Source organism: Pseudomonas sp. NCHU5216 (assembly GCF_052156495.1).
Classification (GTDB): domain Bacteria; phylum Pseudomonadota; class Gammaproteobacteria; order Pseudomonadales; family Pseudomonadaceae; genus Aquipseudomonas.
The window spans coordinates 1-23,653 of the sequence record NZ_JBQLIX010000055.1 but is presented as its reverse complement, the minus strand read 5'-3'; the positions used below and the strand labels follow the sequence as shown (position 1 = coordinate 23,653).

General features: G+C 66.5%; 16 protein-coding genes. 1 reads left to right on the top strand and 15 read right to left on the bottom strand.

Translation table 11 applies throughout. The features are described 5' to 3' along the window. Nucleotides 1-523: 523 nt before the first annotated feature. From ACSVIK_RS24150 to ACSVIK_RS24135, 4 genes are all read right to left on the bottom strand, one after another. Complete coding sequence (locus ACSVIK_RS24150; RefSeq protein WP_268177667.1) at nt 524-937, bottom strand: CBS domain-containing protein; 414 nt, start codon at nt 935-937, stop codon at nt 524-526. A gap of 63 nt (nt 938-1,000) precedes the next feature. Continuing rightward, a complete protein-coding gene (locus tag ACSVIK_RS24145; RefSeq protein WP_442446679.1) occupies nt 1,001-1,771 on the bottom strand; it encodes an alpha/beta hydrolase family protein in 771 nt (256 codons plus the stop codon). Further along, the gene (locus ACSVIK_RS24140) at nt 1,768-2,856 is read right to left on the bottom strand and encodes a DUF3182 family protein (RefSeq protein ID WP_442446678.1); all 1,089 of its coding nucleotides are present in this window, start codon (nt 2,854-2,856) and stop codon (nt 1,768-1,770) included. The genes ACSVIK_RS24145 and ACSVIK_RS24140 overlap by 4 nt, the downstream gene beginning before the upstream one ends. Beyond that, a complete protein-coding gene (locus tag ACSVIK_RS24135; RefSeq protein WP_442446677.1) occupies nt 2,853-3,284 on the bottom strand; it encodes a hypothetical protein in 432 nt (143 codons plus the stop codon). The genes ACSVIK_RS24140 and ACSVIK_RS24135 overlap by 4 nt, the downstream gene beginning before the upstream one ends. Nucleotides 3,285-3,843: 559 nt before the next feature. Here ACSVIK_RS24135 and ACSVIK_RS24130 point away from each other — a divergent pair. Beyond that, nucleotides 3,844-6,300: a glycogen/starch/alpha-glucan phosphorylase gene (locus ACSVIK_RS24130; RefSeq protein WP_442446676.1), complete on the top strand. Its 2,457-nt coding sequence runs from the start codon at nt 3,844-3,846 to the stop codon at nt 6,298-6,300. Between the two features lie 932 nt (nt 6,301-7,232). On the opposite strand, the gene ACSVIK_RS24125 is transcribed toward ACSVIK_RS24130, so the two are convergent. The 11 genes from ACSVIK_RS24125 to glgA form a co-directional block, all read right to left on the bottom strand. Further along, on the bottom strand, nt 7,233-7,454 hold the full coding sequence (locus ACSVIK_RS24125; protein WP_442446675.1) for a hypothetical protein: 222 nt from the start codon (nt 7,452-7,454) through the stop codon (nt 7,233-7,235). A gap of 95 nt (nt 7,455-7,549) precedes the next feature. Further along, nucleotides 7,550-8,542: a lysylphosphatidylglycerol synthase domain-containing protein gene (locus ACSVIK_RS24120; RefSeq protein ID WP_442446674.1), complete on the bottom strand. Its 993-nt coding sequence runs from the start codon at nt 8,540-8,542 to the stop codon at nt 7,550-7,552. Further along, entirely contained in the window at nt 8,539-9,741 is a 1,203-nt protein-coding gene (gene clsB, locus ACSVIK_RS24115; RefSeq protein WP_442446673.1) for a cardiolipin synthase ClsB, read from the bottom strand. Before clsB ends, ACSVIK_RS24120 begins: the two co-directional genes overlap by 4 nt. Next, the gene (locus tag ACSVIK_RS24110; RefSeq protein ID WP_277374721.1) at nt 9,738-10,526 is read right to left on the bottom strand and encodes an endonuclease/exonuclease/phosphatase family protein; all 789 of its coding nucleotides are present in this window, start codon (nt 10,524-10,526) and stop codon (nt 9,738-9,740) included. The genes clsB and ACSVIK_RS24110 overlap by 4 nt, the downstream gene beginning before the upstream one ends. Before the next feature lie 28 nt (nt 10,527-10,554). After that, entirely contained in the window at nt 10,555-11,814 is a 1,260-nt protein-coding gene (locus ACSVIK_RS24105; RefSeq protein WP_442446672.1) for a zinc-dependent alcohol dehydrogenase, read from the bottom strand. Between the two features lie 823 nt (nt 11,815-12,637). Beyond that, entirely contained in the window at nt 12,638-14,752 is a 2,115-nt protein-coding gene (gene glgX, locus ACSVIK_RS24100) for a glycogen debranching protein GlgX (protein ID WP_442446671.1), read from the bottom strand. Nucleotides 14,753-14,762: 10 nt separating this feature from the next. Further along, nucleotides 14,763-15,026, bottom strand: a complete 264-nt coding sequence (locus tag ACSVIK_RS24095; RefSeq protein ID WP_442446670.1) for a DUF2934 domain-containing protein — start codon at nt 15,024-15,026, stop codon at nt 14,763-14,765. A gap of 10 nt (nt 15,027-15,036) precedes the next feature. Further along, nucleotides 15,037-17,787, bottom strand: a complete 2,751-nt coding sequence (locus ACSVIK_RS24090; protein WP_442446669.1) for a malto-oligosyltrehalose synthase — start codon at nt 17,785-17,787, stop codon at nt 15,037-15,039. Beyond that, nucleotides 17,780-19,834: a 4-alpha-glucanotransferase gene (gene malQ / locus ACSVIK_RS24085; RefSeq protein WP_442446668.1), complete on the bottom strand. Its 2,055-nt coding sequence runs from the start codon at nt 19,832-19,834 to the stop codon at nt 17,780-17,782. Before malQ ends, ACSVIK_RS24090 begins: the two co-directional genes overlap by 8 nt. After that, nucleotides 19,831-21,585: a malto-oligosyltrehalose trehalohydrolase gene (gene treZ / locus ACSVIK_RS24080; protein WP_442446667.1), complete on the bottom strand. Its 1,755-nt coding sequence runs from the start codon at nt 21,583-21,585 to the stop codon at nt 19,831-19,833. The genes malQ and treZ overlap by 4 nt, the downstream gene beginning before the upstream one ends. Beyond that, complete coding sequence (glgA, locus tag ACSVIK_RS24075) at nt 21,585-23,120, bottom strand: glycogen synthase GlgA (protein ID WP_442446666.1); 1,536 nt, start codon at nt 23,118-23,120, stop codon at nt 21,585-21,587. Before glgA ends, treZ begins: the two co-directional genes overlap by 1 nt. Between the last annotated feature and the right edge of the window lie 533 nt (nt 23,121-23,653).

Below are 23,653 nucleotides of genomic sequence, written 5' to 3'. Positions count from 1 at the left end.
TGCCGGGCCAGGCATGGCCCGGCGGACTGTTCGCTGGCGCTCCTGAGTCCGCCCTACGGCATGCAACCATGCAGCGTCCCGGAGAGTTACCGTTGGTTCAGGCGCGCGAATGTCCCCTTCAGGAGGGTGAGTGGAATCGTTGCGTAGAGGGGCGAGCAGCATGGATGCTGCGAGAGGCGTAATGGGCCAGGGATGGCCCATGTACGCCGACCCTCGGAGCGGCGATGGAGCGAACGCACCCCGGCGAAGCCGGGGCCGGATGATGGGGTGCGTTTTCTTTTGCTTACTTTTCTTTGCGCATTTCAAAGAAAAGTGAGTCGCCCGAGGGGGCGAAACAGGGAGTTCCAGCAAACACCGCAGCGGCGTCCAGAACGCCAAAATTCACAAAACCGCGGCAACTCGGAACAGGCACCGAACAACAGCAAGCCGAAACACAAACTTGCCAGCCCGGTGCCCAAACCGATCACCCCGAGTTCCGGACTTAACGCTCAGAGCCCCGCGGCGGGAAGGGCATGATGAGCCGTCAATGCGCGCTCGACACCCCACGCAACAAGGTGTCATTGGCCTGGCGACTATGCCCGGAGGCGATATTCCCCAGCGACACCACCCCAACCAGACGCTTCTCACGGTTGAGCACCGGCAGGCGCCGTACCTGGATATCGGCCATATTGGCAGCCACATGCTCGACGTCCTCGTCGTCGAAGCAATAACGCACCTGGCCACTCATCACCTGGCGTACCGGCGTGTCGCCGTCCAGCCCGGCGGCCACGGCGCGGATGGCGATGTCGCGGTCGGTGATCATGCCGACCAGGCGATCACCTTCGTTGACCAGCAGTGCGCCGCTGTCGATGTCGGCCATCAGCGTGGCCGCCTCGCGGATGCTGCGTTCAGGTTCCAGGGTTTGCACGTTACGGGTCATGAGTTTGCTGATTTTCATGGTTGCGCTCCTCTAGTGAGTGAAGGGCGAATGCCCAATGACCTGCACCGGCGCTGAGCCGGCTCAGGAATAACGCACTTGATGGTGCGGGTAGTTACCGACGCGCGCGCCGATCACCATTTCGCTGACCCAACTGGTCAACTGCCGCGTATAGGCCTGCTGGTCGTGATCCTGGCTCAGGGCGTGGTCGGCGCCGTCGAGAATGCGGTGGGTGAGCGAGTGCGCGCGCTCGAAGGCGGCGCGGTAGCTCATCAGGGTGGCGTGCGGCACGTAATCGTCATGTTCGGATTCCACCAGCAGCACATCGCCGGTGAACTGCGCACAGGCGGCCAGCGCGCGGTTGTCCCTTGGGCTCAAGGCACGCTGGCGGTACTGGGCCAGGCGCGCCACATCGAGTTGGCGCTTGGGCAGGTGCCATTGCTCGTCCCAGTACAGCGCCGGCACGCGCAGGGCCAGCCAGCGCACGGCGCGGCAGGCGCTGAGCAGGGTGGCCAGGTAGCCGCCGTAACTGCTGCCGATCACCGCCACGCTGGCAGCGTCCACCGCCGGGTGGGTGATCAGCCGGTCGTAGGCGGCGATGAGATCGGCCAGGTTGTCTTCGCGGGTCACGCTTTCGCGCGCGGCGATGGTCTTTTCATGGCCGCGCAAGTCGAAGGTCAGGCAGACGCAACCCAATGCGGCGATGCCCTTGGCCCGCGCCAGATCGCGTTGCTGACTGCCGCCCCAGCCGTGCACGAAGAGCACGCCGGGCACCTTGGCTGCCGGCTCCAGCAGGGTGCCGGCGATGGCTTGGCCATCCACCCTGATCTCGATGCTTTCGCTGACGGCGCTCATGCCTGGCTCACCTTGACGTATTTGCTGATCGGCCCCAGTTCGCTGCCTTCGCCTTCGTACAGGCAGATGGCGCCTGCCGGCGGCAGCCCGGCGCCGTAGAACTCATGGGTGGAGGCCTGCAGTTGTTGCAGTTCGGGCTGCTCGATGAAGGCTTCCAGGGCGAAGATTTCCGCCGCGCTGGCCCCGCCGATGCGCCAGGACTGCTCCAGCACGCCGCTGCGCGGTCGTCCCGCAGCGTTCAGGCCCTGGGCCACGTCGTAATTGCGCCGTGACGCGCGAATGCTCGGGTAGGCGTCCATGGCGGCCAGCTCGAAGAGGCGCGCCTGCTGCACCGCCAGGCGCACATCGCGGGTCAGGTCGAGGCTCATCAGCCTCAGGTAGTCGCCGCGCACTAGGGTCAGGCTGGAGCCGCCGTAGACCGACTGATCGGCGTTGTCGCGGGTCAGTTGCTGGGTGCCGTAGTAGCTCAGGGTGATGCCCGCCACCTGGATCTGGCCGACGCTGTAGGTGGTCGGTTGCTGCAGATTTTCCTCCAGCACCAGGCCCTCTGCCTCCAGAGCTTGCTCGTCGAGGCTGGCCAGCGCCGCTTCCAGCTCACCGAGCGTGCGCACCACCTGTTGCCCTCGGCCAGCCGTAGCATTCACCGGCTTGAGCCGCAGCGGGCCGTCGCGCAGCAGATGCAGCCCGGCTTGCCGAGCGTCCTCGGCGTGGAAGACGGTGAAGCCGGGCAGGGTGACGCTGGCGATCTGTTCGCCCAGGGTCGGCGACCAACCCTCGGGCATGCATCGGGCGCCCTCGGGCAAGGGATGGCTGATGGCCTTGCTGGCCATGAAGGCCTGGCCCACTTGGCCGCCGAAGAAATCCTCCGGCCCGGCGATGCCCAGCGCGGCCTGATCGCCCACCAGGGTGTCTTCGGGGAGGAAGTAGCACTGGCTCGCGGCATGCTCGTCGGCCTGGTAGAGGCCGAGAAAGGGGCAGCCCAGCAGCACTGCCAGTTTTTCGCCGAGCAGGCGTTGCACGGCGCGTTCGTGGGCCATGTGGCGCCCCGTGCCTGGCAGCAGGGCCAGGCCCTGATGTGCACTCATGGTTCCTCCTGCCAGGTGCCGCCGCTGCTCTCGCAATCGATACGCAACTGCTCGAGATTATCGCTGCGGTAGTAGTGGGTGATCACCTTGGCGTCGTTGGGCACTGCCGGGCGTGGTTTGCCGCGATCGTCGTCGAAAGCGCGGTAGTTGCGCAATGTCGCCTGGGTCAGCGCTGCATCGCAACGACCGGCGCTGCCGGTGGCGCAGCTCGCCACGAGTTGCTGGCGACGCTCGATCATCGCGCCGGGCTGGTTGCTGCAGGCCCAGTCGAGGGCATCGTCGTCCATGCCGATGAATTCGTAGCAGAGCTCTTCGGCCACCACCTCGACGGCAGTGCTCGTGGGCTGGGCGATCACATGGCAGGCCTCGGCCAGCGCATCGCTGGCGGCCAGGCAGCCCAGTACGAAGATGGGAATGGCAGCTTGCATGGTGCTCTCCTCGACATTGGCTTTCATGACTAGGGAGGCCATGGTGTCGGGGGAAGTTCAGGGTTTTGGATGACTGGGGTGGGGCCAGGTTGGCGATGGGGTGGTGGTTGGATGTTCTGGACGCCGCCTTGGGTGTTTCAGATATTCCGGGTTTCGCCCCCTCGGGCGACTCACTTTCGGGCTTTTGCGGGGGCGCCCCATTGCTTGCTCCGGATTGCCGCGTTTTGGCTGATGTCTTTGGTTTTCGCCTTCCCGGGCGGGCTCTGCACGCGCCTGAACCTTAGGCCCCTCCTGCCCAGCGGCGTACTGCTACGCGAGTACGCCCTGCGCCACTGCTTGGCAGCCGTAGGGCGGACTCAGGAGCGCCAGCGAACAGTCCGCCGGGCCATGCCCAGTTCGGCACCACGACTCACGCCCAATACTCCCGCCAGTCCATGCCACAGCCCGGTACCCAAGCCCTCCAGAAAAACCCTGAACTCGTACCGCCACCCGGAGCCACAACAAGAGTAGGGCGCCGGCCTCGCCGTGCCGGCCAGAAGGATGAGAAGAGGGAGGCGAGATGAGCGAATCGCAAGCACGAGACGAAGGGGTGGTCGCCGGCTTCAAGGCGGCGATCCTGGCCAAACTGCGTTATGCCGTGGGTAAGGATCCAGCCAATGCCTTTGACCACGACTGGTTCGAGGCCCTGGCCCTGGCTACCCGCGACCACCTGATCGATCACTGGGAAGAGTCCAGCGCTCAGGTCGCGCGCCAGGACAGCAAGCGGGTCTATTACCTGTCGCTGGAGTTTCTCATCGGCCGCCTGCTGATCGACAACCTGAGCAATCTCGGCCTGCTCGATGTGGCGCGCCAGGCCATGGCCGAGCTGGGCGTGACCCTCGAACGCATCCGTGAGGTGGAGCCGGATGCGGCGCTGGGCAACGGCGGCCTCGGTCGCCTGGCCGCCTGTTTCATGGAGAGCATGGCCACCCTCGGGCTGCCGGCCCATGGCTACGGCATCCGCTATGAACATGGCCTGTTCCGTCAGGCCATAGTCGATGGCTGGCAGGCCGAGCAGACCGAAACCTGGCTGGATTTCGGCAACCCCTGGGAGTTCGAGCGCCCTGAGGTGGCCTATCGCATCGGCTTCGGCGGCGGCGTCATCACCCTGGAGGATGAAAACGGCCCTCGCCAGCTCTGGCAACCCCAGGAAAGCGTGCGCGCCATCGCCTACGACACCCCCGTGCTGGGCTGGCGCGCCGCCTCGGTCAATACCTTGCGCCTGTGGCGCGCGCGCGCCGAGGAAAACCTGCAGCTCGACCGCTTCAATGCCGGCGACCACTTCGGCGCGGTGGCCAACGAGGTGCGCGCCGAGAGCATCTCTCGCGTGCTCTATCCGGCCGACGATACCGAGGCCGGGCAGGAGCTGCGCCTGCGCCAGGAATATTTTCTGGTATCGGCCTCGCTGCAGGATCTGCTCGATCGCCACCTACGCCTGCATGGCGACCTGCAAGCGCTGCCGCAGCAGGTGGCGATCCAGCTCAATGACACCCATCCGGCCATCGCCGTGGTGGAGCTGATGCGCCTGCTGGTGGACGAGCACCGCATGCCTTGGGCACAGGCCTGGTCATTGACGGTGGCCTGCACGGCCTACACCAACCACACGCTGTTGCCCGAAGCCCTGGAGTCCTGGCCAGTGGCGCTGATGGAGCGCCTGCTGCCCCGACATCTGCAGATCATCTACCTGCTCAATGCCGAGCATATCGATGCGCTGCGCGCCAAGGACATCCATGACTTCCAACTGCTGCGCGCGGTGTCGCTGATCGACGAGGATCATGGCCGCCGGGTGCGCATGGGCAATCTGGCATTCATCGGTGCGCACAGCATCAACGGCGTCTCGGCGCTGCACACGCGGCTGATGCGCGAGACGGTGTTCCGCGACCTGCATCGGTTGTACCCGGGGCGGGTCAACAACAAGACCAATGGCGTGTCCTTTCGCCGCTGGCTGTTCCAGGTCAACCCGGCGCTTACCCACCTGTTGGTGGATGTGCTGGGCGAGCCGCTGCTGCAGCGCCCCGAGGCATCGCTCGAGGCGCTGCAGCCCTATGCCGAGCAGCAGCCGTTCCGCGACGAATATGCCCTGTGCCGGCAGCGCAGCAAGGAAGCACTGGCCGAACGGGTGCAGCAACAATTGGGCATCACCCTGGATACCACGGCGATCTTCGACGTGCAGGTCAAGCGCATCCACGAGTACAAGCGCCAGTTGCTCAACCTGCTGCACACCGTGGCGCTGTACCAGGCCATCCGCAACGACCCGACCACCGATTGGGTGCCCCGGGTCAAGCTGTTCGCCGGCAAGGCCGCGGCCAGCTACCGCCAGGCCAAGCTGATCATCAAGCTGGCCAATGACATCAGCCGCACCATCAACGACGACCCCACCGTGCGCGGCCTGCTCAAGGTGGTGTTCATGCCCAACTACAACGTCAGCCTGGCCGAGGCGATCATCCCGGCGGCCGATCTGTCCGAGCAGATTTCCACTGCCGGCCTGGAGGCGTCCGGCACCAGCAACATGAAGTTCGCCCTCAATGGTGCGTTGACCATCGGCACCCTCGATGGCGCCAACGTGGAGATGAGCGAGCGGGTTGGCGAGGACAACCTGTTCATTTTCGGTATGACCGCGCAGCAGGTGCAGCGGCGCCTGCGCCAGGGGCAGAACATGGGTGAGGAGATCGCCGCCTCGGAGCGCCTGCGCGCCGCGCTCGAAGCGATTCGTGCCGGGGTGTTCTCACCGGAGGATCCCACGCGCTACACGGATCTGATCGACGCGCTGTACTACCACGACCGCTTCATGGTCTGCGCCGATTTCGACGCCTACTGGCGTGCGCAGCGTGAGGTCGACCATCTCTGGCGGCAACCGCAACGCTGGTGGCGTGCCGCGGTACTGAACACGGCGCGCATGGGCTGGTTCTCTTCCGATCGCACCATCAGCGAGTACGCGCGGGATATCTGGCAGGTGCCGTTGCTCGCGCGCGATTAATTAGGTTCTTCTCGGAAAGTCAGTCTTGACACTGGACTGGTACGTTTGTGTTTTTCTGGTGTTTGTTCCGAATTGCCGCGTTTTTGCTGATGTTTCTGGTTTCGCCCTCCCGGGCGAGTCACTTTGCGGGCAAAGTAACCAAAACCTTCCGCCCGATCATCCGGCCCTGGCTGCGCCAGGGTTCGCTCACTCCATCGCCGTTCCAGAGGCCCGCCGCGGTGGGCCATCCCTGGCCCATCGCGGCTCTCGCGACATCCATGTCGCTCAACCTCTTCCACGACGATTGCGTTCGCCCTCCTGGGCGGGCTCTGCACGCGCCTGAACCTGCGGTAACCCAGAATTAGCATGGAGTGCTTGAACATGAGGTCAGCCGTAGGGCGGATCGGGGCGCCGACCGCTCGTAGCGCCAGCGAACAGTCCGCCGGGCCATGCCGAGTTCGGCACCACGGCTCACGTTCAATGCTCCCACCAACGGCGTACTGCTTCGCGAGTACGCGAATGAAAGTTTTGGTTTAACCCGGCGGCCACGTCGTGGTTCCACTGCTACCAGAACACGCCGCGCATGCCCGGAACCGATGTACGTTCAGGCGCGCGAATGGCCCCTTCAGGAGGGTGAGCGTAATCGTTGCGCAGAGGGGCGAGCGGCATGGATGCCGCGAGAGGCTTAAAGGGCCAGGGATGGCCCTTGTAAGCCGACCCTCGGAGCAGCGATGGAGCGAACGAACCCCGGCGCAGACGGGGCCGGATGGCGGGGCCAAGCCTTTTTGCCTTCTTTTGTGGCGTTTGACAAAAGAAGGTCGCCGGGGGGGCGAAACAAGGGCTAACAGATAAACACCGATAAGCAGCTTGAACACCGAAAACAACACACCCGGTGTCAACCAAGCATTCCCCCAAAAAATGCGAGAAAAAAACCATTAATTAGGGGGGGCGGCTCAGCGCTGCACGCGATGCCCCGGCGTGGTGCCGTGTTTTTTCGGGTGCTGGATGCGCGTGACCTGCACGTCGGTGAATTCGTTCGGCCACTCGAAGGTGTGCAGTGCGCTCAGATAGACGCGTGCCTGTTCGGGCGTGATCTGCTCGCGATTCGACTCCACCTCCACGCTATGAGGTTGGTTGTGCAGGATGTAGCTGATCAGATGCAGGGGCTTGGCCATCTCGTGACTCCAGGTTTCAAGGTTGACGTGAGATAGACCCGTACCGGGCGCTTGCGAGTTCCGACCATCCGCCGGGCGGTAGCGCAGCGAGGCGTTCAGGCCCGGCGACTGACCGGCAGACTTTCCCCAGCTCCGCTCTGCTGCCCCCGTTGGCGCAGCGTGCGGGCGCGCTTTTCCAGTACCAGGTAGCTGATACTGGCCAGCGCCAGTGGCAGCAGGTAATAGAGCACGCGGTAGACGAGTAGGGCGGCGATCAGGCTGGCGTGGCTGTACTGGTGCTGCAGCAGGGCGAGGAACACCGCCTCGAGCACGCCCAGGCCGGCGGGGATGTGCGCCACCACCGCCGCCATGCAACTGATCAGCAGCACACCGAGCACCGAGGCGTAGGTGGCGCCTTCCGGCAGCAGCCAGTGGATCAGCGCCGCCATCAGCGACCAGTTGGCTGCTCCCAGGCATAGCTGCAACAGGGCCATGCCCGGGGCCGGCAGGGCGATGGAGCGTTCGCCCAAATGCCAGACGCGCTGGCGGGCGAAGGCGCAGATGCCGATATAGGCGCTGGCCAGCACCAGCATGGCGAAGCCGAGCAGTTGCAGGCCGCTCACGCCCAGTGCCCAATCCTCCGGCAACTGCACCAGGCGCAGGGCGAACAGGCTGCCGGCCAGCGCCATGTAACCGACCCAGTTGGTCAGCAGGCCGAGGCTGAGGATCCGGGTCACGGTGGAGGCGCTCAGCCCCAGGCGCATGTACAGGCGATAACGCATGGCCATGCCGCCGATCCAGGTGGTGAAGTTGAGGTTGAAGGCGTAACACACCATGGCCACGCCGAGCACCTGTGGCGTGGACAGGCGATGGCGGCTGTAACGCCGCGCCAGCAGGTCGTAGCAGGCGAACACCAGGTAACTGGCGGCCGTCAGCAGCACGCCCACGAGCAGGGTCTGCCCACTGTAGGCTGTCAGCGTCTGACGCACCTCGCCCCAGTCCTGGTTGCGCAGCAGCATGTACAGCAGCACGGCGAGCAGAACCAGGAAAAACAGGGTCAGCAGGCGCTTGCCCCAGCGTAACCAGGGGCCTTGGACGGGAAACTTCATCGTGGCTGTTCCTTTTCGTAGACATCCATCGCATCGTCGGGCTGCAGGGGCTCGAGGTTCTTGCTATGACCCGGCAACCAACCGGCGATGGCCGGAAAGCGTCGGATGAAGTGGTAACAGAGGAAGAACAGCGGCGCTCGCCACCAGTAGCCGCGCACCGCGCGTTCCTGGGTCACCGCCCGGCAATGCTGGGTCGATAGCTGCTGCAGGTGCTCGTGCAGTTGCTGATTGAAATCAGGGTCGCGAATGATCAGGTTGGCTTCCAGATTCAGGGCCAGGCTCAGCGGATCGAGGTTGCTGGAGCCCACCGTGACCCAGTCGTCGTCCACCAGCGCCACCTTGCCGTGCAGCGGGCGCTGGCAGTACTCGCGGATCGCCACGCCTTCGCGCAGCAAGTAGTTGTAGAGCAGGCGCGAGAAGGCCTGGGCCCAACGCATGTCCGGCTGGCCCTGGAGGATCAGCGTTACCGCCACGCCCCGTCGTGCGGCATTGCGCAAGGCGCGCAGCACGCGATAGCCGGGAAAGAAATAGGCATTGGCCACCACCACGCGCTGGCGTGCGGCATCGAAGGCCGCCAGGTGTTCGTCCTCGATATCGGTGGTGTGCCGTTCGTTGTCGCGCTCCACCAGCTTGACCCGCGCCGTGCCGGCTGGCGCCAAGGCTGGGCGCGCGGGGCTGGGATCGCTGATGGCCGGGCTGAAAAAATCCAGCACGGCGGCATGCAGGTCGGCCACCACGGGGCCGCGTACCTCCACGGCATAGTCCTGCTTGGCCATCTTGCCGAAATCGCCGAGATGGTCGGCCGAGTAGTTGATGCCGCCGACGAAGGCGCGTTCACCATCGATCACCAGCAACTTGCGGTGCAGGCGGCGGAACAGATTGGTACGCACCCCCAGGCGCCTGGGGCTGGGGTCGTAGACCTGCACCTGGATGCCTTCACGGGTCAGTGCGGCCACGTAGTCGCGGCCGAGATCAGCGGTGCCGTAACCATCGACCGCCAGCACCACGCGCACGCCGCGCCGAGCGGCGTCCACCAGCACCCGCTGCAGCTCCAGGCCGACCTTGTCCTCGAAGATGATGAAGGTTTCCAGCAACACTTCCACCTGAGCCTGGCGGATGCACTCGAATGCGCGCGTGTAGAAGCCTTCGCCGTTGATCAACAGGCGCAGTTGGTTGCCCTCTCGCCAGGCGCCACTCATAAGTGGATCTCCGCGCTCAGGGGCGCATGGTCGGACAGGTGCGACCAGGGCCGGGTGGACAACACCTGCGGCTTCTGCGCCGTGGCATTGCGGGTGTAGATGCGATCCAGGCGCAGCAACGGGTAGCGCGCGGGGAAGCTGCGCGCCGGCTTGCCGAGGTGTTGGCCGAACGCCTCCACCAGCCCATGCGGGGCGAGCAGGGCATCGGCCCGTTGCCGCCAATCGTTGAAATCCCCGGCGACGATCACCGGCGCCTGCTCGTCGAAGGTGGCCAGCAGGTCGAGCAGCAGGCCGAGCTGCTGCCGCCGGTGCGCTTCGCGCAAGCCCAGGTGCACGCACACGGCATGCACCTCGCGGTTGCCGGGAATCTCCAGCTTGCAGTGCAGCAGGCCGCGCTGCTCGGTGCCGCTGACGCTCACGTCGAGGTTGCGTTGCTCGACGATGGGGAAGCGCGACAGCAGCGCGTTGCCATGGTCACCGGCCGGGTAGGCGGCGTTGCGCCCGTAGGCGAACTGCGGCCACATGCTGTCGGCGAGGAACTCGTACTGCGGCATGCTCGGCCAGTCGCTGAAGCGCTTGGCATGCAGCGCGTGGCTGCCCAGCACCTCCTGCAGGAACACCAGATCGGCGCCAGTGGCCTGCACCGCCTGGCGCAGCTCGGGCAGGATGAAACGCCGGTTGAGCAGGGTGAAGCCCTTGTGGGTGTTGATGGTGAGCATGCGCAGGGACTTGATCGGCGTCACCCGGTCGATGATCACCTCTGGGTTGGGAATGGTCGTGTTCACGCTTGGGTTGCCCTCCATTGCCTTGAAGTCACAGGCTGCCCGGTCGTTTCGAGCGGGCCTCCTTGAGCGGGTCGGCCTCGGCGATCATGCGATCCAGCGCCGCGCCGCCACGCACCCGTTCCTCGCTGCCGCCGTCGCCGGACTGGCGAGCCGGTTGCAGCTCAACCTTGATCCAGCCACTGTCGCGCCGGTCGAAGGCCTTGAACGCCTCGATGGCGTCGCTCATGGGTTTGACCTGGGTAAGGATCTTCGCCGGGTCGATGCGCCCGGCCTGCACCATCTCGATCAGCCGGGGGATGTAGCGGCGGTGGTTGCAGTTGCCCATGTTCACGGTGATGTTCTTGTTCATCGCCTGGCCGATGGGGAATTCGCGCGCCTGCTGCGGATAGACGCCGATGATGGCCAGCGTGCCGGCCTTGGCCAGGGCATCCACGGCCCATTGCAGGGCCTGCTCGGGGCCATCGCCGGGTTGCCATTGCCGGGGCGAGTGCGCATGGCCGTGGGCCGGGCATTGGGCGTCGATGCCCACGGCGTCGATGGCGCGATCCACGCCGATGCCATTGGTCAGGCGGCGCAGGGTGTCGACCGGATCTTCGCGGTCGAAGTTGATCACCTCGGCGCCCTGGCGGCGGGCCATGTCCAGGCGATCATCCAGGTGATCGATGGCGAACACCCGCGCGGCACCGAGCAGCTTGGCACTGGCGATGGCGAACTGGCCGACTGGGCCGCAACCGAACACCGCCACGCTGTCGCCGCTGCAGACCTCGGCCAATTTGGCGCCGAAGTAGCCGGTGGGGAAGATGTCCGAAAGCAGGATGGCCTGGTCGTCGCTGATCTCGCTGGGCAGCTTCACCAGGCCGATATTGGCGAAGGGAATGCGCGCCATCTCGGCCTGCAGGCCGTGGAAGGCACCGGTGATTTCCGGGCCGCCGTAGAAGGAGGTGCCGGCCTCCTTGCCATTGGGGTTGGCCTCGTCGCACTGGGCGTAGTAGCCGGCGCGGCAGTAGGCGCAGTTGCCGCAGGCGATGGTGGAGGGCACCACCACGCGGTCGCCGATGTTCAGGTTGCGCACGTCGCTGCCCAGCGCCTCGACGATGCCCACGGCCTCGTGGCCGAGGATGGTGCCCTTGCGCATGCCACCCACGGTGCCGCGCACGAAGTGCAGGTCGGTGCCGCAGATGGCCGAGGCGGTGATGCGGATAACCGCATCGGTGCTGGCTTCGACCTTGGGTTCGGGGACGTCGTCGAGGCGGATATCGCCGATATCGTGGAAAACCACTGCTTTCATGTTTGCCTCCCGGTGGCCGGCCAGCGGGCCGGCGCGCATGGGTTGTCGCTGGGGACGCTACATGGCCGCAGGCCAGCCCCCAGGCCTTTACTGTTCGAGTGGGTGGGGGAAAACAGGGTTCAGGGTATTTTTTGGGGCAAGTCGTGAACCGCGCCGCCGGATTGACATGACCCACGGGGCTAACGTTCGAGTAGGATCTACCGGGACGCCGGCCGCTCGGAAGCAGTACGCCGTTATGGGGAGTATCGGGCGTGAGTTGTGGTGCCGAACTCGGCATGGCCCGGCGGACTGTTCGCTGGCGCTCCTGAGTCCGCCCTACGGCGCTGAGTCCGCCCTACGACGCTTCCAGGCGTACCGGGAAGCCGGTCGCTCGGAAGCAGTACGCCGTTAATGCAGGGGGTTACCGCAGGTTCAGGCGCGTGCAGAGCCCGCCCAGGAGGGCGAACGCAATCGTCGTGGAAGAGGTTGAGCGACATGGATGTCGCGAGAGCCGCGATGGGCCAGGGATGGCCCACCGCGGCGGGCCTCTGGAGCGGCGATGGAGTGAGCGAACCCTGGCGCAGCCAGGGCCGGATGATCGGGCGGAGGGTTTTGGTTACTTTTGCCCGCAAAAGTGACTCGCCCGGGAGGGCGAAATCAAAAACATCAGCGAAAACGCGGCAATTCGGAACAAGGGCCGTAGGACGTACTACGCCGTTATGGGGAGTATTCGGGCGTGAGTTGTGGTGCCGAACTCGGCATGGCCCGGCGGACTGTTCGCTTCGCTCCTGAGTCCGCCCTACGGCGCTTGGCACACCAGAGTACGCCGTTGGAATGCTGCCTCTCAGCGCTGCAATTCCAACAACTGCAATGATCTCCCTGCCAATTCCACCGCCTCGAACTGCACCGGCGAGGGCCGGGTCTGACCGCTGTGGGTATCGACCAGGCACAACCAATGGCGTCCGCCATTGACCTCAGGGAGCTGAAACTCGCACGGCTCGTGCCCCGCGTTGAGCAACAACAGCAGGGTGGCGTCGGCGCCGCTGCGCTTGAGCCCCGACGGCTGCGCGCGGCCGTCCATGAGCATGCCCATGCAGCGGGCCTCCTCGTCGTGCCAGTGCTGCTCGGTCATCTCCTCGCCGCCGGGGGCCAACCAGGTGACGTCCTTGACGTCCAGCTCCTCGTTGTAGTGGCCCACCAGAAAACGCTGACGACGCAGGATCGGGTAGTTGCGGCGCAGGGCGATCAGGTGCTGAGAGAAGGCCAGCAGACCACGGCCTTCATCGTCGAGGCTCCAGTCCACCCAGCTCAGTTCGTTGTCCTGGCAATAGGCGTTGTTGTTGCCGTGCTGGGTGCGGCCGAACTCGTCACCGGCCAGCAGCATCGGCGTACCCTGGGCGAACATCAGGGTGGCCAGCAGGTTGCGCATCTGCTGCACGCGCAGGCTGCGAATGGCAGGGTCGTCGGTGGCGCCTTCGCAGCCGTGGTTCCACGACAGGTTGCGCTCGGTACCGTCCTGGTTGTTCTCGTCGTTGGCCTCGTTGTGCTTGTGGTCGTAGGACACCACGTCGCGCAGGGTGAAGCCGTCGTGCGCGGTGATGAAGTTGACCGAGGCGAAGGGGCGGCGGCCGCGCTGGTTGTACAGATCGCCGGAGGCGGTGAGGCGGCTGGCCAGTTCCGCCAGTTCGCCACGGTCACCCTTCCAGTAGGCGCGCAGGTTGTCGCGGAACTTGTCGTTCCACTCTGCCCAGCCCGGTGGGAAGCCGCCCACCTGATAACCACCGGGGCCGCAGTCCCAGGGCTCGGCGATCAGCTTGACCTTGCTCAGCACCGGATCCTGGCGGCAGGCGACGAGAAAGCCGTGGCGCTCGTCGAAGCCGTGCGGATGACGCCCGAGAATGCTCGCCAGGTCGAAGCGAAAGCCATCCACGCGCATTTCCGTGGCCCAGTAGCGCAGGGAGTCGGTGACCATGCGCAGCACGCAGGGGTGGCTCAGATCCAGGGTGTTGCCGGTGCCGGAGTCGTTGATGTAGTAACGCCGCTCGTCAGGCATCAGGCGGTAGTAGCTGGCATTGTCGATGCCGCGCATGCTCAGGGTCGGGCCGCGCTCGTTGCCCTCGGCGGTGTGGTTGTAGACCACGTCGAGGATCAGCTCCAGGCCGGCATCATGCAGGTGCGCCACCATCTCCTTGAATTCGCTGATACGGCCACTGGCCAGGTAGGCCGGGTGTGGCGCGAAGAAGCCGATGCTGTTGTAGCCCCAGTAGTTGCTCATGCCCTTTTCCAGCAGGTGCTGGTCATTGACGAAGGCATGCACCGGCAGCAGCTCGACGCTGGAGACGCCCAGCTCGCGGATATGCCGCAGCAGCTCGGGATGGGTCAGCCCGGCGCAGGTACCGCGATGGCGTTCCGCCACGGCCGGATGGCGCATGCTGATGCCGCGCAGATGGGTTTCGTAGAGCACCGTGCGTTCCCAGGGGATGCGGATGCGTGGCTGCTCGCCCCAGGTGAAGGCCGGGTCGATCACCTTGCTCTTGGGCACGAAGGGGGCGCTGTCGCGCTCGTCGAAACTGAGGTCGCCGTCCGGGTCGCCGATGGTGTAGCCGAACAGCGCCTCGGACCATTGCAGCTTGCCCACCAGTTGCTTGGCGTAGGGGTCGATCAGCAGCTTGTTGGGGTTGAAGCGGTGCCCGGCCTCCGGCTCGTAAGGGCCGTACACGCGGTAGCCGTAGACCTGGCCTGGGCGGGCATCGGGCAGGTAGCCATGCCAGATCTCGTCGGTGTATTCGGGCAGCTCGATGCGTTCGATTTCCTTCTCGCCCCGTTCGTCGAACAGGCACAGCTCCACCCGCGTGGCGTGGGCGGAGAACAGGGCGAAATTGACCCCCAGGCCATCCCAACTGGCACCGAGCGGAAAAGGGCTGCCTTCGCTGATGCGTGAGCGCTGCGTCTTGCGCATGTGGGCCACCTCAGGCTTTCGGCGTTTTCGGGGTGCGCGGTGCGCGTGGTTTCTTCAGCAGGGCCGGCTGTTCGGGCTCTTCCAGCGGTACCGTCTTGGGCTTGCTGATGCGCCGTGGCTTGGGCTTGGCCGGCGCAGTGGGGACGGCGGCCGTCTCCGCCTCGGCCAGCTTGCAGGCCATGCGCCAGTGCCGCTCGTGCTGCCCCTCTGGCCGGCCTTCGGATTCCCAGATCTGGAAGGCGAATTCGCGGATGCGCTGTTCATCGATGTTCATGAGGTGACTCCTATGACCGTGGGGTAAGACGAAGCAGATTGACGGGGCACTCGGCCAGCGCGGTGCTCAGGGCGATGCAGCGCCCATCGCCCGCAGCGCATGGGGTCAACAGGCCTTCGACCTGACAGGCCTGCAGATCGCCAGGCAGCACCACGCGGGTGTCGCCCCAGCGCTGCGCGGGGACGTGCGGCAAGGGGTGGTCGCCGAGCAGCCCGGCAGCCAGGCGCGGCACGATCACCAGCAGGTGTTGGTCGCCCAGGCTGCGCAGGAAGGCCAGGGCCTGGCCGGCCTGTTCACCGGCGAGCCCCAGGGGCCGGTAGCGGCCCTCGGCGAAGAGCTGCGGCTGGGCGGCGCGCAGGCCGAGCACGCGCTGGATGAGCCATTGCTTGATGCGCCCGTCCTGCCAGCTCTGCAACTTGCTGGCGGGGGAATCCGTGGCGTGCAGGGCGACCATGCGGCTGGCGAAATCAACCGGGCGGCGGTTGTCCGGGTCGACCAGGCTGAAGTCCCAGAATTCGCAGCCTTGATACAGGTCGGGCACACCCGGCGTGGTCATGCGCAGCAGGCATTGCACCAGGCTGTTCAGCGCACCGGCCGGCGCCACGGCGGCAACGGCGCTGACCAGCTCACGGCGCATGGCCAGCCCGGTGGGTTCGCACAGCAGGCGCCGCAGGAAATCCGCACAGGTGGCCTCGTGCTCATCGTTCGGCGCGCTCCAGGCGCTGTTGAGCTTGGCTTCGCGCAGGGCCTTGCGTTGCCAGTCGAGCAGGCGCTGCAGGTAGGCATCGAGGCCGGCTGCGTCGTCCGCCTCGAGAGACAGCGGCCAACTGCCGAGCAACGCCTGGTAGAGGATGGCCTCTTCGCCGCCGTCTGGCACCGGCCGTATCTGACTCAGGTGCAGCGGCTGGGCGAGTTGCTGCCAGTGGCGCACGCGTTCGGCGTACCAGGAGGCGCGTTCGCTGAGCACCGCCAGGCGCGCGCGGCAGTCCTCGCCACGCTTGTGGTCGTGGGTGGCAGTGGCCAGCAGATTGAGCGGATGACGGGCCGCACGCTCGGCGCAGGCCTGGTGGAACTGCTCGACACTGGCGCTGAAATGCTCGGCATCGAAGCCCACGTCATAGCGCGACAGCAGCACCCCGGCGCGGTACAGGGCGGTGTCCTCGACTGCCTTGGCGGCCACCGGCGAGGTCAGTTGCTGGAAGCGCGTCAGCGCCTGAGCGCGCAGGCGCCGCGCCCGGCCAGGGGGCAACTGGCGCAGACGGGCACCGCCGAGCCAGTCGTCGAGATGCGCGAGCAAGGGCCAGTCGGCTTCGGCCAGGGTCTGCCGGGCGCCTTCCAGGGCCTGCTGGAAGAACTGCTGATCCTGCTGCGAGCGGCCGCAGGCCTGGGCATAGGTGCGGTACACCGGGAAATGCACGATCAGCTCACGCAGCGCCCGGCGGATTCCCCCCAGGGTCAGGTCGCGGGTGGCGATGTCGTGGCGCGCCACCTGCAACAGGCGCTGGGCCACTTCCTCCAGATCACCGGCCAGCGAGCCGTCCAGCACCAGGCGGCGTGCCTGCAACACTTCTTCGGCGAACGCCGCAGGGCGACCGCTGAGCTGCTGCCACAGGGTCGCCAGTGGCAGCTCGCCATGCGGGTCGTGCTGCAGCAGCGACACCTGGTTCATGAATTCGTAGCCCGTGCTGCCATCCACCGGCCAGTCCTGCGGCAGGTGCTCGCCGGCGCCGAGAATCTTCTCCACGAATATTGGCAGGTGCGCGCCGCCGCACAGCCGCGCAATGCGTCGGCGCAGGCGGCTGCAATAGGCCCGAGGGTTGGCCAGGCCGTCGATGTGATCCAGGCGCAACCCGTCGATCAGGCCACGCTCGATCAGCTCGAAGACCTTGGCATGGGTCTGCTCGAACACCTCGCGGTGTTCGACGCGCAGGGCGCCCAGCTCGTTGATGTCGAAGAAACGTCGCCAGTTGATGTCGTCCGCCGCCGTGCGCCAACTGGCGACGCGGTAATGCTGGCGTTCGAGCAACTGATGCAGGCGCTGCTGGCTGGCCTCGTCGCGGCCCTGGAAGCGCGCGAGCAGCGCCGGCACCTGCTGTGCCTGGTTGGCCAGTTCGGCGCACAGGCGGCGGGCCTCGTCGCGACCGGCCTGATCGCTGCTCAGGCGGGCGAAGCGCTGGCCCAGTTCACGCAGGGCCGGATCTTCGCTGGCTTGCAGGATCCAGGCGTAGCTGGGTGGTGTGAGAGGCAGTTGGTGCTCGAAATGGCGGGCGTGGATGCGCCCGCTGTCGGCCTCGAAGACCAGCTCCAGGGTGCCGTCGCGCAGGGCCTCGCCGTAGTCGCTGCGCAGGAAGGGCAGCAGTAACTGGCCGCTGAGCAATGGGTCGTGGGACTGCCACTGGATGTCGAAGAAGCCTGCGTAGGGGCTGGCCTGGCCCCACTCCAGCACGTCCAGCCACCAGGGGTTGCCATCGCCGCCGACGGCCATGTGGTTGGGCACGATATCCAGGATCAGCCCCATGCCGTGCTCACGCAGGCAAGCGACCAGATGCTCCAGCGCCGCTTCGCCGCCCAGCTCGGGGTTGACCTGGGTCGGGTCGATGACGTCGTAGCCGTGCTGTGAGCCGGGGCGGGCGGTGAGAATCGGCGAAGCGTACAGGTGGCTGATGCCCAGCCGCGCCAGGTAAGGCACCTGGGCGGCCGCATCGTGCAGGGTAAAGCCCTTGTGCAATTGCAGGCGCTGAGTGGCGCGTAGTTCAGTCATCGCCGGCCTCCCGGCGTGCCTTGTCCAGGGTTGCCAGGCGCTGGCGGGCGGCGGGCTGCTCCAGCAGTTCGTTCACCGCCTGTGGGTAGCGTCGCCGCCAGTTCGGATGCAGGTCGCCGGGGCCGGGCAGGTTGGGCTGCTGCTCCAGGCCGCAGACATCCTCCAGCGGCAGCAGAGCCAGTGGCGCCGGGGTACGGCCGATGTGCTCGATGCAGGCCAGCAGGCTGGCGTCGTCGTCCAGACCGACAGCCATGCCCTGGTGCTCCAGCAACTGGCGCAGGGCCACGCGCTCGCCGGCCCGTTCGGCATGATCGGCCTCCAGCAAGCTGGCGTCGCGATGCCCGGCGCGCACCCGCCATTCCAGGTCGCGGCCGGCGAGCCAGCCCTTGATGGTCGGCAGGTCGTGGGTGGTGGTGGTGGCCAGGGCGTTGTCCGGCCAGCGCGGCGCGGGCACGAAACCCAGGTCGTCCTGCTCGAACAGCAGCACCCGAGTGCCGAGGACGTTGCGCGCGGCAAGCTTGTCGCGCAGGCCTTCGGGCACGGTGCCGAGATCTTCGCCGATGACCAGCGCACGGTGGCGGTGCGACTCCAGGGCCAGCAGGCGCAGCAGGTCGTCCAGCGGGTAACGCAGGTAGGCGCCTTGCAAGGGTTCGGCGCCCTCGGGGATCACCCACAGGCGCTGCAGGCCCATGACATGGTCGATGCGAATGCCACCGGCATGGGCCAGGTTGGCCTGGAGCATCTCGATGTAGGCGCGAAAACCATGCTGACGCAGCCCCTGCGGCGAGAAGGCGGCCACGCCCCAGTTCTGCCCCTGGCGGCTGAGGATGTCCGGCGGCGCGCCGACGGTGACCGAGGGCAACAGTTCCGCCTGGCGTGACCAGGCCTGGCTGCCGGCGCAATCGGCGCCCACCGCCAGGTCGGCGATCAGGCCGATGCCCATGCCGGCGCCACTGGCGGTGGCCTGGGCGCATTCCAGGCCATGGGCGATCAACCACTGGCAGAAGGCCTGGAAGCGCAGTTCGTCGGCATGCTCCATGCTGAAGCGGATCACCGCGCCCTGGGTGGGGCTGCGCAGGGCCTCGGGCCAGGTGCGCCAGTCGCCGCTGGCGCCCTCGCGCAGGCGCTGGGCATGGATGGCCTCGAAACAGCAATGCTGTTGCAAGGGCTCGCCGGCCTGCTGACAGAAGGCCTCGAAGCGCCCCAGCAGGTCGCCAGGCGCCTCGCGGAAATCCGTATAGAGCTGGCGCAGCAGGCGTTGCCGGGCTGTGGCCACGGCGGGCCAGTCGATCAGTTCCAGGGCTTGCAGGCGCGCCATTTCCGCCGCCAGGCCGGCACGCTGGATGGCGCGGTCGACGCGCTCCTGGCCCAGCAGCATGGCTGGTGCGGCATACAGGCTGTTGAAGAACAGGCGGCTGGAGGGGGAGTAGGGGCCGAAGCGCTGCACCTCGGCGCCGAACGGCGCGTGCACCGGGCTCAGGGCCAGGGCATCGGCACCCTGGTCGGCGGCATGCCGGGCCAGCTCGGCCACGGCCTGGGTGTCGCCCAGGCCACCATCGCCCTCGCGGCGCAGGCCGTAGAGCTGGACGGCGAGCCCCCAGATACGCGGCTTGCCGCACAGCTCCTGCACCGACAGGCAGGCAGCCGGGGCCACGGCCAGGCGGTGCTGGGTGTCGCGGATCTCCAGTTGGTAGTAGCCGGGCTGGTGGTGCGCCGGTAGATGGCCATTGGCGTCCAGCCGGCCTTCGCTGCTATTGCCCTGCTCGTCGGTCAGCCGATAGGGGCTGTCGGCCGGGTACAAGGTCAGGGTCAGCGGCTGGCCCTGATCCTGGAACAACAGCGCGGCGTCTTCCGGCACATGGCGCTGCTGCACCAGGGCGGCCAGGCTGGCGCGCAATTGTTCGGGGCTCTGCGCCGGATAACCGAGCGCCTCCAGCAGGGTGCGTTGCGCTTCGGGGGTGACGCGTTGCGCCTTGCCATGGGCATCGACCCAGTCGATGCTCAGGTCGGCGGCCTGGGCCAGTTCGGCCAGTAATCGATCGCTCATTGGGCGGGCTCCAGGGTGACCAGGGCGCTGTGTGCGGGTAGCTGCTCCTGGCGCAGATCGGCGTCGTCGATACGCCAGGTGTAGAGGCGTTCGGCGCGGGAATCGGAAGCGGGCAGGTGCACAGCGCTGCTGCCCAGGTTGACGGCGATGCTCAACGCCGGGCCGTGCCCCAGGCGCCAGCGGGCCAGCACCGCGCCGTCCCCCAGCACCTCGGCACCGAGGCTACGCGCCTCCTGCAACCCCGGCTGCAGGCGCGTGCGGCGTACCTGCAGCAGGCCACGGTAGAACGCCAGCCAGTCGCGCTGCTCAGGCTCCAGTGCCGGTGCCAGATCCGGCTGCGAACGCTGGAAGCTGGCCAGGGCATTGGGGTCGGCGATGGCCTCGCGGGCATGCCCGGCGCTGAACTGGGAAAACTCGGCGAATTCGTTGCGCCGCCCCTCACGCACGGCATTGGCCAGCTCGTCGTGGTAGTCAGTGAAGAACAGGAAGGGCCGCGTGCAGCCCCATTCCTCACCCATGAACAGCAGGGGCACCATGGGGCACAGCAACAGCAGCACGGTGGCGGCCTTCAGCGCATCGGCATCGGCCAGCAGCGTCAAGCGCTCGCCGAAGGCGCGGTTGCCCACCTGGTCGTGGTTCTGCAGGAACAGCACGAAGGCATGCGGCGGCAGGTCGGCGCTGGGCTCGCCCCGCGCGCGGCCCTGGCGGTTGGCCTGGCCCTGGTAGACGAAACCCTGCTCCAGCAGGGTGGCCAGCTTCTGCGTCGGTGCCTGGGCGTAGTCGGCGTAGTAGCTTTCGTTCTCGCCGGTGAGCAGCACGTGCAGGGTGTTATGGCCGTCGTCGTTCCATTGTCCATCGAAGCCGTCGCGCAACAGGTGCGCGGCGTTGTGCTCGTTCTCCAGCACCAGATGCACCTGGCGCTGCGCGGGCAGTGCCGCATGCACGCGGGCTGCCAGCTCACGGAGAAAACCGCTGTCGTCGATGGCATGCACGGCATCGAAGCGCAGGCCGTCGACGTGGTAGTCCAGCAGCCACATCAGGGCGTTCTCGCAGAAGAAGTCACGCACCTGGGGGCGGTCGAAATCGATGGCCGCGCCCCAGGGGGTGATGCGCTCTTCATGGAAGAACTGCCGCGCATACAGGCCCAGGTAGTTGCCGTCCGGGCCGAAGTGGTTGTAGACCACATCGACGAACACCATCAGGCCCAGGGCGTGGGCGGCGTCGATCAATTGCTTGAGCTGCTCGGGCGTGCCGTAGGCATTGGCCGGGGCGAAGGGCAGCACGCCGTCGTAGCCCCAGTTGCGCATGCCGGAAAAGGCGTTCAGCGGCATCAGTTGCACTGCGCTCACGCCCAGATCCGCCAGGTGCGGCAGGTGTTCGATCACCCCCTGGTAACCGCCGAACAGACCGACATGCAGCTCGTAGAGCACGGTTTCGTGCCAGGGCCGGCCCAGCCATTGGGGATGCGCCCAATTGTAGGCGGCAGGGTCGACCACCAGGCTGAAGCCATGCACATCGGTGAGCTGTTGGCGCGAGGCCGGATCCGGCACCGACCACTGGCCGTCGATGCGGTAGCGGTAGGCCGTGCCTACCGGGCAGTCGAACAGCAGCACGTACCAGCCTTCGCTCTGCGCCACCATGGGCCAGAATTCGCCGCCTTGCAGTTCCAGATCCACCTGCTGCGCGCTCGGTGCCCAGAGGGCGAAGCGCACGCGACCATCGGCCATGGGCCGGGCTCCGTGACTGAACATCAGCGCAGTTCCTGGCGCGCATGGGTGTGGCTCAGCAGGCGTTGGTAAAGGCGGTCATAGGGCTGTACCGCCTGCTGCCAGTACAGCGGGGCCTGCATGGCCCGGCAGCGCATTGCCTCCAGCAGTTCGGGGTGGGCATGCACCTGCAGGGCGCGGTCGATGGCCGCGCGGTAATCCTCCACCTCGGCCTCGTCGAAGAGAAAGCCGTTGACGCCGTCCTCGATGGTGTCGGCCAGGCCGCCAGTGCGTCGGGCGATGGGCAGCGAGGCATAGCGCTGGGCATACATCTGGCTGAGGCCGCACGGCTCGAAGCGCGAGGGCATGAGCAGGAAGTCGCTGCCGGCATAGATACGCCGCGCCGCGCCTTCGGTGAAGCCGATGTGCACGCCGATGCGTCCGGGATGACGGCGGCCGAGGTCGGCCATGGCCGCCTCCAGAGCCGGCTCACCCAGGCCGATGGCGGCGATGCGGCCGCCATGGGCGACGATATGCTCGGCCACCGCCAGGGTCAGGTCGATGCCTTTCTGCTGCACCATGCGCGAGACCACCGCGAACAGCGGCCCATTGCCTTCGAGCCCCAGCCACTGCGCCACATGCTCGGCATTGGCCTGCTTGCCCGCCCAGTCATGGGGGGCGAAGCCCTGCACCAGATGCGGGTCGCTCTGCGACTGCCAGCTTTCGTCGATGCCGTTGACGATACCGCTCAACTGGCCGCTCGCCATCTTGCGGCGCAGCATGCCGTCGAGCCCGCAGCCAAGCCGCTCGCTGGTGATCTCCAGGGCGTAGCGCCGGCTGACCGTGGTGACATGGCTGCAATAGGCGATGCCGGCCTTGAGAAACGACAGCCGGCCATGGAACTCCATGCCGTCCATGCTGCAGGCCTCCTGGGGCAGCGCCAGTTCGCTGCTGCAGGCCATGTCGCAGAGGCCCTGATAGGCCAGGTTGTGCACGGTGAGCAGCGCCGGGGCGTTGACCTGTTGCCAGGCCATGTAGGCCGGCGCCATGGCTGCCGGCCAGTCGTTGGCATGTACCAGTTCCGGGCGCCACTGGATGCCGGCATTGCCGCCGGCGATCTCGGCGGCAGCCAGGCCCAGGCGGGCGAAGCGGATGTGGTTGTCGGCCCAGTCGTTGCTCTGCGGGTCGACGTAGGGGGTACCTTCGCGGTCGTACAGCTCGGCGTTGAGCAGCACGTAGACGATCAAGCCATCCGCCAGATCCATGCGCCCGATCCGGCACGGCGGCAGGGCCGCCAGGCCCGGCATCTGGCCGACGATACGAATCGGCCGACCGCTCTCGAGCACCTGGCGGTAGCCCGGAATGAGGATGCGGATATCGTGCTGTGGCGACAGCGCCCGTGGCAGTGCAGCGGACACATCGCCGAGGCCGCCGCATTTGACCAGATCAGCGAACTCGGAGGTGACGAACAGTACGCGCTTGCGCTGTGGATGCTGGCTCTGCATGCGCAGTGGCGATTTGGCGGCTGCCGGAAGGTGGGGCTCGGGTTGTAGTCGGGCGGGGGCTGCAGCGCTTGCCATGTCTTTCTCCATCGTTCGGGTGTGTAGACGGTCCTTGACCTGCCGATGGCAGGTGCGTGGGATCTCGAAAAGCCCGGAAGAGGGCGCATCCCACACTCTTTTGCTGACGGGGCACGGTGGATAAAGGTTCGACCTTTTTTTGCGTGGGGCGCTGGGGATCGAGGGGGAATGGGCTGGGTGGTGGGCTGGCGAGTTTGGGGGCCTTGTTGGGTTTTCTGAACGCCCCTGCGGTGTATTCAGATATTCCGGGGTTCGCCTCCTCAGGCGAGTCGCTTTCGGGCAGGATGGCCGGCCCGACAAAATTAACCAGAACCCTTGATGCTTGTTCCGAATTGCCGCGTTTTTGTTGATTTCTCCGTGAGCCATGGTGCCGAACTCGGCATGGCCCGGCGGACTGTTCGCTTAGGCTCCTGAGTCCGCCCTACGGCTGCCCCTCAAACACTCCAAGCTACTTCCGGGTTACCTCGGGTTCAGGCGCGTGCAGAGCCCGCCCAGGAGGGCGAACGGAATCGTCGTGGAAGAGGTTGAGCGAC

What these genes read in the sequence shown, in the direction of transcription:
- ACSVIK_RS24095 (WP_442446670.1), bottom strand. Translation starts at nt 15,026, where the DNA reads ATGAACATCGATGAACAGCGCATCCGCGAATTCGCCTTCCAGATCTGG.
- ACSVIK_RS24125 (WP_442446675.1), bottom strand. Translation starts at nt 7,454, where the DNA reads ATGGCCAAGCCCCTGCATCTGATCAGCTACATCCTGCACAACCAACCT.
- ACSVIK_RS24140 (WP_442446678.1), bottom strand. Translation starts at nt 2,856, where the DNA reads ATGAGTGCACATCAGGGCCTGGCCCTGCTGCCAGGCACGGGGCGCCAC.
- glgX (WP_442446671.1), bottom strand. Translation starts at nt 14,752, where the DNA reads ATGCGCAAGACGCAGCGCTCACGCATCAGCGAAGGCAGCCCTTTTCCG.
- ACSVIK_RS24150 (WP_268177667.1), bottom strand. Translation starts at nt 937, where the DNA reads ATGAAAATCAGCAAACTCATGACCCGTAACGTGCAAACCCTGGAACCT.
- ACSVIK_RS24120 (WP_442446674.1), bottom strand. Translation starts at nt 8,542, where the DNA reads ATGAAGTTTCCCGTCCAAGGCCCCTGGTTACGCTGGGGCAAGCGCCTG.
- ACSVIK_RS24105 (WP_442446672.1), bottom strand. Translation starts at nt 11,814, where the DNA reads ATGAAAGCAGTGGTTTTCCACGATATCGGCGATATCCGCCTCGACGAC.
- clsB (WP_442446673.1), bottom strand. Translation starts at nt 9,741, where the DNA reads ATGAGTGGCGCCTGGCGAGAGGGCAACCAACTGCGCCTGTTGATCAAC.
- ACSVIK_RS24145 (WP_442446679.1), bottom strand. Translation starts at nt 1,771, where the DNA reads ATGAGCGCCGTCAGCGAAAGCATCGAGATCAGGGTGGATGGCCAAGCC.
- treZ (WP_442446667.1), bottom strand. Translation starts at nt 21,585, where the DNA reads ATGTTCAGTCACGGAGCCCGGCCCATGGCCGATGGTCGCGTGCGCTTC.
- ACSVIK_RS24135 (WP_442446677.1), bottom strand. Translation starts at nt 3,284, where the DNA reads ATGCAAGCTGCCATTCCCATCTTCGTACTGGGCTGCCTGGCCGCCAGC.
- ACSVIK_RS24130 (WP_442446676.1), top strand. Translation starts at nt 3,844, where the DNA reads ATGAGCGAATCGCAAGCACGAGACGAAGGGGTGGTCGCCGGCTTCAAG.
- malQ (WP_442446668.1), bottom strand. Translation starts at nt 19,834, where the DNA reads ATGAGCGATCGATTACTGGCCGAACTGGCCCAGGCCGCCGACCTGAGC.
- ACSVIK_RS24090 (WP_442446669.1), bottom strand. Translation starts at nt 17,787, where the DNA reads ATGACTGAACTACGCGCCACTCAGCGCCTGCAATTGCACAAGGGCTTT.
- glgA (WP_442446666.1), bottom strand. Translation starts at nt 23,120, where the DNA reads ATGGCAAGCGCTGCAGCCCCCGCCCGACTACAACCCGAGCCCCACCTT.